This is a genomic window from Microbacterium insulae, assembly GCF_042677065.1.
Lineage (GTDB): Bacteria > Actinomycetota > Actinomycetes > Actinomycetales > Microbacteriaceae > Microbacterium > Microbacterium insulae.
Genome location: NZ_JBHTII010000001.1, coordinates 904,458 through 918,257 on the forward strand (window position 1 = coordinate 904,458; position 13,800 = coordinate 918,257).

Here is a 13,800-nt window from a genome sequence, read left to right on the forward strand (position 1 = left end):
CTCGCCGCGAGGGCGCCTACGACGGGTTCGCTGCCCCGGATACGGTCGTTCGCGCCCTCTCGGCAAGATGTCAAGAGCGGCCGCGAGCACCCAGACGGGGGCAGGATGTACCCATGCCGAGCCCCTCGATCGTGTGGCTGCGCGACGACCTGCGCCTCGCCGACAACCCGGCCCTGCGCGCAGCGCTCGACCGCGACGAACCCGTCATCGCGCTCTACGTCCTCGACGAGGAGTCCGACGGCGTCCGCGCCCTGGGCGGCGCGGCCCGCTGGTGGCTCCACCACTCCCTCGCCTCGCTGGCCGATCGCCTCGCCGAGCGCGGCGGATCGCTCGTGCTGCGGCGCGGTCCGGCGGCGCGTGTGGTCCGCGAGGCGGTGACGGATGCCTCGGCCGGCGCCGTGTTCTGGAACCGTCGCTACGGCGGGGCCGAGCGGCGCATCGACGCCGGGCTCAAGGAGTCGCTGCGCGCCGACGGGGTCGAGGTGGCCTCGTTCGCGGCATCCGTCCTCTTCGAGCCGTGGACGGTGACGACCGGGTCCGGCAGCCACTTCTCGGTGTTCTCGCCGTTCTGGCGCGCGTGCCTGGCCGCGCCGCCGCCGCGCGCCCCGCTGCCCGAACCGCGCGAGGTCGCGGGGCCGAAGCATCCGATCGCCTCCGACGACCTCGGCGACTGGAACCTGCTGCCCACGCGTCCGGACTGGGCCGGCGGGCTGCGCGAGACGTGGGAGCCCGGCGAGCCCGCCGCGCGGGGGCGACTGCGCGACTTCTTCGCCGACGACATCGGCCACTACGACCGCGCCCGGGACGAGCCCGCGGCAGGGGCGACGTCTCAGCTGTCGCCGCGCCTGCGGTGGGGCGAGCTCAGCCCGCACACCGTGTGGCACGCGGGCGTCGAGTCCGGGCGGGCGGGCAAGTTCCTCTCCGAGCTCGGGTGGCGCGAGTTCGCGTGGCACACGCTGTTCCACTTCCCCGATTTGGCGACCGAGAACCTGCGGCGCGAGTTCGACGCCTTCCCGTGGCCGCGGCTGAAGCCGACGCACCTCGAGGCCTGGCAACGGGGGCGCACCGGGGTCCCCCTCGTCGACGCCGGCATGCGCGAGCTGTGGGAGACCGGGTACATGCACAACCGCGTGCGCATGGTCACGGCATCCTTCCTCATCAAGAACCTCCTCATCGACTGGCGACGCGGCGAGCAGTGGTTCTGGGACACGCTGGTCGACGCGGATGCCGCGAACAACCCGTTCAACTGGCAGTGGGTGGCCGGGTCGGGGGCCGACGCGGCGCCGTACTTCCGCGTCTTCAACCCCGAGCTGCAGGCCAAGAAGTTCGACCCGGACGGGCATTACATCCGGCAGTGGGCTCCCGAGCACCTGTCCGAGGATCCGCCGGAGCCGATCGTGAACCTCGGCGAGACGCGCAAGGCGGCGCTCGACGCCTACGAAGAGGTCAAACGCGCCCCGCGCCGCGGGAGTCGAGCGGAGGGCTGACTCCCGCGGCGCGGGGGCGGCGTGATCCCCAGGATCACCTGGGGATCACTCCGGGATCACTGGCTGACCGGGATGGACTGTGCCTCCAGTGCGGCGATCGTGGACTCCTGCGCCGCTGCCAGCGCGTCCGCGAGGGTGCCCGAGCCCGAGACGGCGTTCTTGAAGCCGTCCGACACGTCGGCGTAGGTCTGCGTCATCGTCGGCCCCCACACGAAGTCGGGGTTCACCTCGCTCGCCGCGGCGGCGAAGATCTCGTAGATGGGCTGGTCGCCGTAGAACTCCACGCCCTCCTGGAGCGCGGGGAGCTCGAGGCCGGCCGTCGTCGCCGGGTAGATCGCGGCGGTCTCGTTCAGCGACGTCAGCGCCTCCTCGGAGGTGTTGAGCCACAGCGCGAACTTCGCCGCCTCGTAGAGGTGGTCGGTTCCCTTGAACACCGCGATCGACGAGCCGCCCCAGTTGCCCGCGGCGGACTCGCCCGCCTCCCACTGCGGACCCTGCGCGACCCGCCAGTTGCCGGCCGTGTCGGGAGCGCCGCTGGCGATGGAGTTGGCACCCCAGACCGCGGAGTTCCACGTCCAGACCTCACCGGAGTTGTAGGCGTTGTTCCACTCATCGGTCCACGCCGGGTAGGTCGACACGAGATCGTTCTCGATGAGGTCCTGCCAGTAGTCGGCCACCTTGACGGAGGTCTCGTCCGTCAGCTCGACAGTCCACGCCTCGCCGTCGTTGGCGAACCACTCGCCGCCGGCCTGCCAGACGAATCCGGCGAACTGGTTGATGTCGGTCTGCGAGAAGTTGGTGATGTACCCGCCCAGCTCGCGGATCTGCTCGGCCGCGGCACGGTACTCCTCCCACGTCGTGGGCACCTCGATGCCGTTCTCCTCGAACAGGTCGCTGCGGTAGAACAGCGCCATGGGTCCGGAGTCCTGCGGGATGCCGTAGACCTCGTCCTCGGTGCCGAGCGTGACCTGACCCCAGGTCCAGTCGACGAACTGGTCGCCGGCGGCGACGACGTCCTCGCACGCGGCGAGGTTCTCGAGGCCGTCCTGCACCCGGAAGTTCGGGAGCGCGTCGTACTCGATCTGGCCCAGGTCGGGGGCGTTGCCGGCCTCGAGCTGGTTGAAGAAGTTCTGGTACGTGCCGGCGTTGCCGGAGGGTCCGGTCTGGACCTCGACCTGGATGTCGGGGTTCGCCTCGTTCCAGATCGCGACGGCATCCTCGATGCCGGGGATCCACGAGGTGAACGACAGCGTGACGTCTTCGCCCGCGGGCTCGCAGGCACCGGCGTCTCCACCGTTGCCCGAGTCGCCTCCGGAGGCGGAGCATCCCGCCACGACGAGGACGCCCGCAGTGAGCAGGGCGACGCCGACCGCTCTCTTCATGTGCTGCATGATTCCTTCTCTCGGTTGGTCGCCGGCGACGCCGGCGGGGGTGTTCTCACTTCAGGGCGCCCGTGCCGAGGCCGGTGCGCCAGTACCGCTGAAGCAAGAGGAACGTGATGATCAGGGGGATGATCGAGACCAGCGAGCCCACGAGCACGTACGTGCGCAGCTCGGGGAACTGGTTGATCGTGGAGTTCCACGCGTAGAGCCCGAAGGTGACGGGGAACAGCTCTTCGCTGCGGAGCATGATGAGCGGCAGGAAGAAGTTGTTCCAGATCGAGACGAACTGGAACAGGAAGACCGTGATCAGCGCCGGGAACATCAGCCGGATCGAGACGGTGAAGAACGTGCGCACCTCGCCGGCGCCGTCGAGGCGGCTGGCTTCGAGCAGCTCATCGGGGACGGATGCCTCGGCGAACACCCGCGAGAGATACACGCCGAAGGGGCTCACGATGCTGGGGAGGAGCACCGCCCAGAGCGTGTTGGTGAGCTGGACCTGGCTGAACAGCAGGAACAGCGGCAGCGCGAGGGCCGTCGCCGGTACGAGCACACCGCCGAGCACGACGTTGAAGATCGTCTCCCGTCCGGGGAACCGGTACTTCGCCAGCGCGTACCCGCACATCGCCGCCACGATGGTCGCGACGATGCCGCCCAGCCCCGCGTAGATCGCGCTGTTGAGCAGCCACCGCAGGTACACCCCGTCGCGGTAGGTGAACAGGCCCGTGAGGTTCTCGATGAGCTGCGGGTCGGCGAACCACAGCGGGTTGGTGCTGAAGAGCTGACCGCGGCTCTTGGTGGAGGCCACCAGCAGCCACCACAGCGGGATGAGGAAGTAGAGCGTGAAGACGGCCATGACGACCATCGCGCCGGTGCGCGAGACGATGCTCTCGCGCGGGCCCGCCGCCTTGCCTCGGGCGCCACGGCGACCGGTGGTGATCACGCGGGTGTCGGTCGTGCGGGTGTCTGCTGCGGTCATGATTGCGCCCCCCGTCGGCTCAGTCGCAGGAAGGTGAACGACAGGATGAAGGTGGCGAGCGCGAGCACGACCGAGAACGCCGCGGCGAGCGAGACGTTGGGGACCGCGCTCGTGGCGTAGATCGTCATGTTCGGCGTGTACGTGCTGGTGACGGCGGAGCTGAACGAGCGGAACGTCTGGGGCTCGGCGAGCAGCTGCAGCGTGCCGATGATCGAGAGGACGCCGGTCAGCACGAGGGCCGGCCGCACCAGCGGGATCTTGATCGACCACGCGATGCGGGCCTGGCCGGCGCCGTCGATGCGCGCCGCCTCGTACACCTCCTGAGGGATCGCCAGGAGCGTCGAGTAGATGATCAGCATGTTGTAGCCGACGAAGACCCACGTGACGACGTTGGCGATCGACCACAGCACGAAGTCCGCCGAGAGCAGGTCGACGTTGGAGGTGAGCGCCTGGAAGGGCGACAGGTTCGGCGAGTAGAGGAAGCCCCACATGATCGCAGCGATGACGCCGGGCACCGCATAGGGGACGAAGAACGCCAGCCGGAAGAACTTCTTGCCCTTGATCAGCGGAGAGTCCAGGAGCAGCGCGAACAGCAGCGCGAGTCCGAGCATCACGGGGACCTGGACGATACCGAAGATGAGCACGCGACCGACCGACGTCCAGAACGCGGTGTTCTGGAAGACCAGGGCGTACTGGGCGAGCCCGCCGAAGACCTGACGGGCCTCGCCGAAGGTCCCCTCGCGCTCGACGACCAGCAGCGACTGCCACACGGCGTAGCCGATGGGCACCAGATAGAAGAGGACGAACAGCACGAGGAACGGCACGGTGAACGCGACGATCGCCCACTTGTGCGGCACTCGCCGCCGCTTGCGGACGCGGTCGCCCGCGGACGCCGCTCTGACCTGAGTGGTGGACATCATGCCGTCCCCTCTTCTCGGATGACCCGGACCGCGCCCGGCGGAACCGCGAGCGCGCCCGCGACGGGCTCGCCGGCGACCAGCTCGTGGCCGAGCGCCTCGACCCGTGCCGGTGTCGTGCCGTGGTTGATGACGAACAGGTAGCTCGTGTCGTCGCGTCGGCGGCGCACGAGTTCGATCGGGCCGTCGGCGCCGGTCACGACCGCCGGAGCCCCGACGCCGGCCGCGTCGGCGGCGTCGGCGATCAGGCGCGACATCGCGTCGGGATCGAGGTGCGTGGCGACGTACCACGCCGATCCCGCCCCGTGGCGGTTCCGCGAGACGGCGACCGAGCCGGTGGACGGCCCGTCGGCGAAGGTCGCGAGGACTGCGGCCCCTGTGCTGCGGGCGCGCTCGGACCACAGCGACGCGCGGGATCCGTCCGACAGCGTGAGGACGGTGCCGGGCGCCACGGGTGCGAACTCCTCGACGTGGACGCCGAGCGTCTCGCGCAGCGGGCCGCCGTAGCCGCCCGTCCAGACCCGGTCGTGCTCGTCGACGATGCCGCTCGAGAACGTCACGACGGCCGTACCGCCCCCGCGCACCCACTCGGCGAGGGCCGCGGCATCCGCCTCGCGCAGGAGGTGCAGCCCGGGAACGACGACCAGCCGGTACGACGACAGGTCGGACCCCGGCGCGACGACATCGACGGTCAGCCGCTGGTCGTGCAGCGCCCGGTAGGCGTTGTGCACCTGATCGAGGTAGCCCACGTGCTGGCTCGGCCGGCATTCGGAGTCGGCCGCCCACCACGCCTCCCACGAGAACAGCAGGGCCGCGTCGGCGACGACGCGCGATCCGTTGACCTCGCCGAGTCGGCCCAGGATGCCGCCGAGCTCGACGACCTCGCGCCACGTGCCGGAGTCGGTTCCCGCGTGCGGAAGCATCGCGGAGTGGAACTTCTCGGCCCCCTGCACGGAGGCACGCCACTGGAAGAAGCACACCGCATCGGCACCGCGGGCGACGTGCGTCAGTGAGTTGCGGATCAGCTGGCCGGGCTCCTTGGCGAGGTTCAGCTCCTGCCAGTTGACCGCGCCCGTGGAGTGCTCCATGAGGATCCAGGGAGCGCCGTGCCCCAGGCCGCGCGAGAGGTCGGCGGCGAAGGCGAGCTCGGCACCCGGGTCGGCGAGCCGGTGGTCGAGGTAGTGGTCGTTCGCGATGACGTCCATGTCGGCCGCCCACGTCCAGTAGTCGAGGTTCTCGATGTGCGCCGTGACCATGAAGTTGGTCGTGACGGGCGTCGTGCTGCGCCGCCGGATGATCTCGGCCTCCGCGCGATACTGGCCGAGGACCTCGTCGGAGCTGAAGCGGTGGAAGTCCAGCTGCTGACCGGGGTTGCGCGCCGACAGCGTCGCCCGCGGTGGCAGGATCTCGTCCCACTCGCCGTATGTCTGGCTCCAGAACGCGGTGCCCCACGCGCTGTTCAGCGCGTCGATGGTGCCGTACTTCTCCCGCAGCCAGCGACGGAAGGCCGCGGCGCTCTCATCGCAGTAGCACAGCGCGTTGTGGCATCCCAGTTCGTTGGAGACGTGCCAGATCTCGACCGCGGGGTGCGCGTCGTAGCGATCGACCACCGCCTCGACCAGACGCAGCGACGCCTCCCGGAACACCGGCGAACTCGGGCAGTACGCCTGCCGCCCGCCCGGATAGCGCCGCGTGCCGTCCTCGGCCATCGGAAGGATGTCGGGATGCTGCCGCGCGAGCCACGCGGGAGGCGAGGCCGTGCCGGTGCCGAGGTTGACCCGGATGCCGGCGGCGTGGAGGCGGCCGATGATGTCGTCGAGGCGGGAGAAGTCGAAGGTGCCCTCGCGCGGCTCGATGTGCGACCAGCCGAAGATGTTCACCGCGACGAGGTCGACCCCCGCCACCTTCATGAGGCGGATGTCCTCGTCCCACACGTCGGGGCCCCATTGCTCGGGGTTGTAGTCGCAGCCGAATGCGATGCCCGGGTGGGTGAAGGCCGTGGGGGTGGTCATGTGCTCCTCGTCCGTGAACGTGCACAGAGCGGAGCGCAGGAACTCGGCGCTGAGTCTGTGAACGTGAACAGAGTCGCACACGTCCAGATCGCTGTCAATAGGCCTTTCCGTGGCTGTTCTCGTTCACATACGATGACGTCCGTGGAGATCACCGAGCGAAGGAAGCGCGCCACCGTCAAGGACGTCGCGCAGGAGGCCGGAGTCTCCCGGGGCACGGTGAGTCGCGTGCTCAACGGGCAGCCGTACGTGTCCGAGGCCGCGCGCAGCGCGATCGAGGCCGCCATCGCGCGCGTCGGGTTCGTGCCCAACCGCGCCGCCCGGAGTCTCGTGATGCAGAGCTCCCAGGCGATCGGCCTGATCGTCCACGAGCCGCACTCGCTCTTCGTCGAGGACCCCAACATCGCCTCGATCCTGCTGGGTGCGAACGAGGCGCTGTCGGAGGCGGACTACCAGCTGTCGTGCCTCATCGCCGACTCCCCGCGGGACGTCGACCGCCTGGCGCGGTACCTCAGCGGCGGGCTCATCGACGGCGTCATCGTCGTCTCGGCGCGCGCGGGCGACCGCATCACCGCCGCCGTGGCCGAACTCGGCCTGCCCGCGGCGTTCGTGGGCCACCCGCGCGACATCGGCGACGCCGCGTACGTCGCGATCGACAACCGCGGGGCGGCGCGCACGATCACGCGACGGCTCCTCGACACCGGGCGCAGCCGCGTCGGCATGATCGCCGCCGCACTCGACCGCGACTCCGGCGCCGATCGCCTCGCCGGCTTCGTCGACGCGATGGGCGCGCGGTTCGACCCGCAGCTCGTGCAGAGCGTTCCGTTCTACTCGTTCTCGGACGGCCGCGCGGGCATGCGGGAGCTGCTCGAGCGCGCCCCCGACCTCGACGGCGTCTTCGCCTCGAGCGACGCGGTCGCGGCGGGGGCGCTCGAGGCCCTCCGCGAGGCCGGGCGCTCCGTCCCCGGCGATGTCGGCATCGTCGGATTCGACGACAGCTCGTGGGCGCTGCGCTGCGACCCGCCGCTGTCGACCGTGCACCAGCCGGCGGATCAGCTCGGGCGGGCGGCCGCGGCATCCGTCCTCGCGCAGCTGCGCGGCGACACGGCCGGATCCCCCATCGTCCTCGAGTGCCCCGTGGTCTGGCGCGAGTCCGCCTGACCTCGACCCGGCGGTACTCGCCGAGCGGCCGGCGTCACGCGCTGAGCGGGACGCTCCCCGCGCTGCAGTACGAGCCGGCGTTGTGCACCCCGTGGATGACCTTGAGCTCCTCGTCGACCTCGTCCGAGACGGCCGGCGCGTAGCGCTCCGCGACATCCCAGTGGAACCCCGTCTCGCCGGGGTGGGTGCGCTGCCACTCGCGCAGGGCGAGCGGGACGAGGCGCAGCCGGCGCTCGATCCACTCCGCATCCCACGGGCCCTCGGCCTCGATCTGCTCCGCCGCGCGGAACTCGAAGTAGATGGTCCGGCGCAGGGGGTTGTCATGCGTGGGCTCGGACCCGTGGACGACCATGACGTCGTGCACCAGCAGGTCGCCGGGCTCCATCTCGACCTGGACCACGCCCGGGGCATCCCACCCGTACTCGTCGCGAAGCTGGCAGATCTCGACCGGGCCGCGCTGCGAACCGGGAGCGACGCGCAGCGCTCCCGCACCCTTGCGCGAGGCGTCGAGATAGACGTCGACGTTGAAGATGCGGCGGGTGCGGGGGTGCACGGCATCCTGATGCCATTCGATCGCGGCCCCGTCGCCCTCGGCCTTGAACACCAGCGACTCGTAGGTCGGGACGAAGTCGGGACCGGCGAGGCTGCGGGCGATCTCGAGGACCTCGGGGCTGCCGAGGAGCTCCAGCGAGGCGCGCTCCCGCTTCGCGTGCAGATAGTTCACGCGGAACAGGAGGGGCCCGTCCGGCCGAGAGGCGAAGTTGTAGTCGGGATCGGAGCCGGCGTCGGACGCCGTCTCCTGCCCGTCCGCGATCCAGCGCTCGGAGGCCGCTCGCAGCCTCGCCACGAGGTCGGCGGGGATCCGGTTGCGGAGGATGAGGTAGCCGTCGCGGTCGAACTGCTCGATCTGCTCGGCGGTGAGTGCCAGCGACTCGGAGGCGGCGGCGCGAGGTGCGGTGAGTGACATGGTTTCCCTTTCCGCGACCTACACTAGGGAGTGCTTTTCACCCAGAATTCCTCCTTTTGAGTGGATGATGACGGATTTTCACTCTCCTCGGGCCGGCTTCGGCTGGCGCTGCGAGTACGACGTCGCCTACGCCATGTCGGCGCCCCACCAGCACGACGACATCGAGATCAACGTCGCCGAGACCGACCTCGTCTACGTGCGAGGTGGCCGGACGCTCGACATCCCGGCCGGCAGACCCGCCCTGTTCTGGGCCTCGCGGCCGCACCGGCTCGTCACCGAGGGCGCCGTCCGGCTGATGTGGATCACCGTACCGACGACGACCCTGCTCGCGTGGGCCCCCTCGCTCGGCGACCGGCTCCTCGGCGGCGAGGTCGTGGTGGGGTCGCCGGACAGCCTCCCGCCGGGCCTGCCGGAGGTGGCGGCCCGCTGGAGCCGCGAGCTGCGGCGGCGCAGCCCCGAGGACCAGCGCGCTGCGCGGCTCGAGGTCGAAGCCCTCGTGCGACGGGTGGCGCAGGCATCCGAGAACTGGGCGTCGGGCGAGCGCAGGGGGAACGACCCGGCGCGCGTCGGTGCGATGGCGCGGTTCATCGCGGCGAACTTCCGGGACCCGATCCTCCTGGGCGACGTCGCCCGAGCCGTGCACGTGCATCCGAACACCGCGGCCCGGGAGTTCCGGAGCGCGATGGGCACTTCGATCCCCCGCTACGTCACGCAGTTCCGGCTCGCGGAGGCGCAGCGCCTCCTGCTCACCACGACGCTCCCGGTCGAGGCGGTGCAGCAGGCGAGCGGGTTCTCGTCCGCGACGGCGTTCCACGAGACGTTCCGCACCGTCGTCGGCTCGACCCCGCGGCAGTACCGGCACGGCTCGGCCCCGGCCTGATCGGTGCGTCGGAGGCCGTCGGGCGTCGCGCGGCGGCCGCGCGGGGCCCATCCCATGCCGCACGACCGACGGGAAGTCCAAAGGAATGGGACGGATGCCGCCGCCGTTGGATCCGGGGATGAACACCGTGACCCCGGCCCTGTCCGTCCTCGACCTCGTGCCCGTGCGCAGCGGGCAGTCCAGCGCGCAGGCGGTCGCGGCATCCCTCGCTCTCGTAGCCCGCGCCGACGAGCTCGGGTTCCGGCGGTACTGGTTCGCCGAGCACCACAACATGCCGGCCGTCGCGTCGACGACCCCGCCGGTCCTCGCGGCGGCGGCGGCCGCGCGGACGTCGCGCATCCGTCTCGGCTCCGGTGGGGTCATGCTGCCCAACCACTCCCCGCTCGTGGTCGCCGAGCAGTTCGCCGCGCTCGAGGCTCTCGCGCCAGGCCGCATCGACCTCGGGCTCGGGCGCGCGCCCGGCTCGGACCCGGTCATCACGCAGCTGCTGCGCCAGAGCGGCACGACGAGCGACGTCGAGCGGTTCCCCGACCACGTGCGCGACATCGTCTCGCTCGTCTCGCCCGAGGGCGCCTCCGTGCGTTTCACGTCGGGCGGCACCTACGACGTGCGCGCCACCCCGGCCGCCGAGGGGGTTCCCGAGGTGTGGCTGCTGGGGTCGAGCGACTACTCCGCGCAGCTCGCCGCCGCCGTGGGCCTCCCCTACGTGTTCGCGAACCACTTCTCGGGCCAGGGACTGGAGCGGGCGCTCGACCTGTACCGCTCGGGGTACCAGCCCAGCGAGGCGCACCCCGAGCCGCGGACCTTCCTCACCGCGAACGTCATCGCCGCCCCGACCGAGCGCGAGGCCGAGGAGCGGGCGCTGCCCAACCTGCGCATGACGGCTCGGCTGCGCACCGGCCGGCCGCTCGTCCCGCTCGAGACGGTCGAGCAGTCGCGCGCCGGAGCGGCGGAGTTCGACGGGCTCGGCGAGTCCTTCATGGACTCCGCCCGCGCGAACTGGTTCGTCGGAACCCCCGAGGCCGTCTCCACGCAGCTGCGCGACTTCGCCGCCGCCCACGCGGTCGACGAGATCATGATCTCGCCGATCGCGGGGGCGTACGAGCACGAGCCGATGGATGCCGCGGCCGGCCGCCTGCAGACCCTCGAGCTATTGGCCGCCGGCGCCCGGGTCAGCGCGTGAGCGAGTAGAACCGGAAGAACGCGAAGTCCTCGATCGGGAGCACCTCGACGTTCTCGAACCCGGCGGCCCGGGCGTAGTCGCGGAAGACCCCCGGGCGCATGACGGTGCCCGTGGCTGCGCTCGGCTGGTGCGACATCCCGTCGGGGAGGCAGCAGAACAGGCTGAAGCCGTACATCAGCCGCTCGACGTCGCCGCCCGGTGCGACGAGCTCCTCCCCGACTGCCTCGTCCATGACGACGACCGGTCCGTCCGGGACGGCGGAGCGCATCGCGGCGAGCACGTCCACCGGACGCGGCATGTCGTGGATGCACTCGAACGCGAACGCGGCGTCGAACGGGCCGTAGTTCTCGAGCCCGTCGCCGTCGGCGTTGTGGAAGGTGACGCGGTCGGCCACCCCGGCTTCTTCGGCACCTCGCCGCGCCATCGCGATCGACGGCTCGTCGATGTCGAACCCGTGCACCCGCAGCCCCGGATGCGCCTCGGCCAGCGCGATGGCCGACCAGCCGGCGCCGGTGCCGACGTCGGCGATCTTCGCGCCAGGACGGGAGAGGACGGACGCGACGCCAGGGATCGCGGCGAAGGCCTGGGGCAGTTCCTCGAACCAGGGACGGTTCATGTCGGCCTGGGCCTCTCGCGCGTCGGCGCCGAACCGTTCCCAGCTCACGCCTCCGCCGGTGCGGTAGGCATCCAGGAGCTCGGGCATCACGGCACCGGCCGCGGCGAAGAACCTCGCGAGCGGTGCGAGGTAGTTGAGGCTGCGCGGGTCGGTGAGGACCTCCCCCGCCCCCGGGGCCAGCTCGAATCGCTGCCCGCCGTCGGTGACCGTCTCGGAGAGACGAAGGATGCCGGTCACGGCCTGCTGCTCGAGCCACTCGCGGGCGTAGCGGGGGTGGGTGCCGGTGCGCTCGGCGAGCTCGGCGGCGGTCGAAGCGCCGTGCTCGGCGAGGCTGCGGTACCAGCCCAGCCGGTCGCCGACGTAGACGGTCATCACATCGACGGCGCCGAGCGCGGACGCCAGCAGGCGCTCGGCGAACGCGTCGACCGCGTCGGTGCCGACAGGCTCTGTCAGGGCGGTGGTCATGAGCTGCTCCTTCTCTCGGCGCGGCTCGGGTCGAGCGCGCATCATCGACGTTAGGAGCGATGCGGGGTTCGGCGTATCGGGAGAATCATGCAGATCCGCGCCCGCGCTCGTCTGCATCTCGCGCACCACCGCGCCCGGGGACGCCACCCGGGGTGCTCCGCTGCGCGTGCCACCACGCCGCCGCCGCGGTGCGCGTGCCGACCCCGATCTTGAGGTAGACGTTCGCGAGGTGCCGACCGACCGTCTTCTCGCTGATGAACAGCCGCTGCGCGACCTCGCGGTTCCCCGCCCCCTCGGCGACGAGGGCGAGCACCTCCCGTTCGCGAGGAGTCAGCGGCCCGTCGGCGCGCGGTGCGTCGGGCGCACGGGCGCCCAGCCGGTTCAGGATGCCTCGGCCCCGCGCCTCCGCCGCCGCGGCGGATGCGGCATCCCCCGTCCCCTCGAATGCGCGCGCCTGCAGCAGCAGCACGCGGGCCAGCTCGTACGGCTGCCGGCCGCCGCCGAACGCCGACTCCGCCGTGCGCAGAGCCACCAGGGCACCGGCAGGATCGCCCCCGGCGAGCGCGAGCATGCCGTCGGCGTGTGCCGACCAGGCCGCGAAACCCGGGCTGTCGAACCGCGCCGCGGCCGCACGCAGCTCCTTGGCGGCGCCCCGGGCGGCCGATTCGTCGCCGCACGCGAGCGCGACCTCGACCATCGCACGCAGCAGGCGCACCCGAGCGACGGCGTCCCGGCCCGCGAGCGACGCCTCGAGCGAGGCACGGGCTGCGACGGGATCGCGCTTCTCGAGCAGCAGCAGCGCCGCGCCCGGCTGCGGATCGATGCCCGACGCGCGCGCGAGCTCGTACGCCTCGTGCGCCCCGGCGGCGTCGCCCCGCCAGCGGCGAAGCTCGCCGAGCTGGTAGAAGCCCTCCCCCGCGACCCACGGGTCGCCACCGGCGAGGTCCGCGCACTCCCGCTGGATCGACTCCTCGGCATCCGTCCACTCGCCCCTCACGCTGCGCAGCTCGATGCGGTGCACGCGGCAGATCCCGGTGTAGATCGCCTCGTTGCCGAACTGATCGCACCACTGCTCGGTGGCGCGGGTCCAGTCCTCCATGCGCCGGAAGTCGGCCAGCTCGTGACACATGTGGATGACGGTGCAGTAGACGTCACCCGCCCACTCGGCGGGCAGGCGCCCGGCCAGCACCGGCAGCATCGCCTCGTCCAGCAGCGCGAAGCCCTGGGGCGACCGGTCTCGACGCAGCGCCGCCAGGCCGCGCACGACCAGCGACAGGCACTCGACGTCCGGGTCGGGGAACCGCCGGTGAAGGTCGTCGAGCCGCGAGATCTCCTCGTCCCATCTCCGCGGGTCTCCCGCCATCATCGCGAGCATCGCGTCGAGGTAGGCGAGGTAGGCGTGCGCCGGCCGGGGCTCGAGGTCCGCGAGCAGCCGTCGCGCGCGATGGACCCACGCGTTCCCGATCGTCAGGTCGCCGCGCGTGGCCCACAGCAGTCCGAGCTGCAGCGCGCTCATCGCCGCCTCGTCGCCGCGCTGCGCGTCGCAGTAGCCGCGGAACGCCTCCTCGGCGAAGACCAGTGACTCCGGAACGCGGCCGAGCCACCACGCGGAGCGCGCCATCGCCTCGATGTCCTCGGGGGCGAGCGGACCCTCGGTGCGAGCGTCCGACAGGTGCGCGAGAGCGCTGGACCAGTCGGACGCGGCGTATGCCCGGCGCCCAGCCTCGACGGTGCCCGCGGGATCGAGCATGCTCCAG

11 protein-coding genes are annotated in these 13,800 nt (G+C 71.5%); 4 read left to right on the forward strand and 7 right to left on the reverse strand.

Annotated features, from left to right (window positions below):
• Nucleotides 1–113 precede the first annotated feature (113 nt).
• The gene (locus ACFQ0P_RS04290) at nucleotides 114–1,487 is read left to right on the forward strand and encodes a cryptochrome/photolyase family protein (protein WP_204980708.1); all 1,374 of its coding nucleotides are present in this window, start codon (nucleotides 114–116) and stop codon (nucleotides 1,485–1,487) included.
• Nucleotides 1,488–1,543: 56 nt separating this feature from the next.
• On the opposite strand, the gene ACFQ0P_RS04295 is transcribed toward ACFQ0P_RS04290, so the two are convergent.
• The 4 genes from ACFQ0P_RS04295 to ACFQ0P_RS04310 are packed head-to-tail and all read right to left on the reverse strand — an operon-like array spanning nucleotide 1,544 to nucleotide 6,774.
• Nucleotides 1,544–2,878: an ABC transporter substrate-binding protein gene (locus ACFQ0P_RS04295; protein ID WP_204980715.1), complete on the reverse strand. Its 1,335-nt coding sequence runs from the start codon at nucleotides 2,876–2,878 to the stop codon at nucleotides 1,544–1,546.
• A 46-nt stretch (nucleotides 2,879–2,924) separates the two neighbouring features.
• Entirely contained in the window at nucleotides 2,925–3,845 is a 921-nt protein-coding gene (locus ACFQ0P_RS04300) for a carbohydrate ABC transporter permease (protein ID WP_204980718.1), read from the reverse strand.
• Nucleotides 3,842–4,762 carry a carbohydrate ABC transporter permease gene (locus ACFQ0P_RS04305; RefSeq protein WP_204981529.1) on the reverse strand — a complete coding sequence of 307 codons (921 nt, stop codon included), beginning with the start codon at nucleotides 4,760–4,762 and terminating at the stop codon, nucleotides 3,842–3,844. The genes ACFQ0P_RS04300 and ACFQ0P_RS04305 overlap by 4 nt, the downstream gene beginning before the upstream one ends.
• Complete coding sequence (locus ACFQ0P_RS04310; RefSeq protein ID WP_204980720.1) at nucleotides 4,762–6,774, reverse strand: beta-galactosidase; 2,013 nt, start codon at nucleotides 6,772–6,774, stop codon at nucleotides 4,762–4,764. Before ACFQ0P_RS04310 ends, ACFQ0P_RS04305 begins: the two co-directional genes overlap by 1 nt.
• Nucleotides 6,775–6,906: 132 nt before the next feature.
• Here ACFQ0P_RS04310 and ACFQ0P_RS04315 point away from each other — a divergent pair, with 132 nt between their 5' ends.
• Nucleotides 6,907–7,932 (forward strand): LacI family DNA-binding transcriptional regulator, encoded by a 1,026-nt coding sequence (locus ACFQ0P_RS04315; protein ID WP_204980722.1) that lies wholly within the window; start codon nucleotides 6,907–6,909, stop codon nucleotides 7,930–7,932.
• A 34-nt stretch (nucleotides 7,933–7,966) separates the two neighbouring features.
• Here the strand turns inward: ACFQ0P_RS04315 and ACFQ0P_RS04320 are convergent, their stop codons facing one another.
• A complete protein-coding gene (locus ACFQ0P_RS04320; protein ID WP_204980724.1) occupies nucleotides 7,967–8,899 on the reverse strand; it encodes a phytanoyl-CoA dioxygenase family protein in 933 nt (310 codons plus the stop codon).
• Nucleotides 8,900–8,966: 67 nt separating this feature from the next.
• Here ACFQ0P_RS04320 and ACFQ0P_RS04325 point away from each other — a divergent pair, with 67 nt between their 5' ends.
• On the forward strand, nucleotides 8,967–9,779 hold the full coding sequence (locus tag ACFQ0P_RS04325) for a helix-turn-helix domain-containing protein (RefSeq protein ID WP_204980726.1): 813 nt from the start codon (nucleotides 8,967–8,969) through the stop codon (nucleotides 9,777–9,779).
• Nucleotides 9,780–9,897: 118 nt separating this feature from the next.
• The gene (locus ACFQ0P_RS04330; RefSeq protein ID WP_204980728.1) at nucleotides 9,898–10,962 is read left to right on the forward strand and encodes an LLM class flavin-dependent oxidoreductase; all 1,065 of its coding nucleotides are present in this window, start codon (nucleotides 9,898–9,900) and stop codon (nucleotides 10,960–10,962) included.
• Here ACFQ0P_RS04330 and ACFQ0P_RS04335 read toward each other — a convergent pair.
• Together ACFQ0P_RS04335 and ACFQ0P_RS04340 are read right to left on the reverse strand one after the other, a co-directional pair.
• On the reverse strand, nucleotides 10,952–12,043 hold the full coding sequence (locus ACFQ0P_RS04335; protein WP_378771455.1) for an SAM-dependent methyltransferase: 1,092 nt from the start codon (nucleotides 12,041–12,043) through the stop codon (nucleotides 10,952–10,954). The genes ACFQ0P_RS04330 and ACFQ0P_RS04335 overlap by 11 nt on opposite strands.
• An 85-nt stretch (nucleotides 12,044–12,128) precedes the next feature.
• Nucleotides 12,129–13,793, reverse strand: a complete 1,665-nt coding sequence (locus tag ACFQ0P_RS04340) for a LuxR C-terminal-related transcriptional regulator (RefSeq protein WP_204980732.1) — start codon at nucleotides 13,791–13,793, stop codon at nucleotides 12,129–12,131.
• Nucleotides 13,794–13,800: the final 7 nt, after the last annotated feature.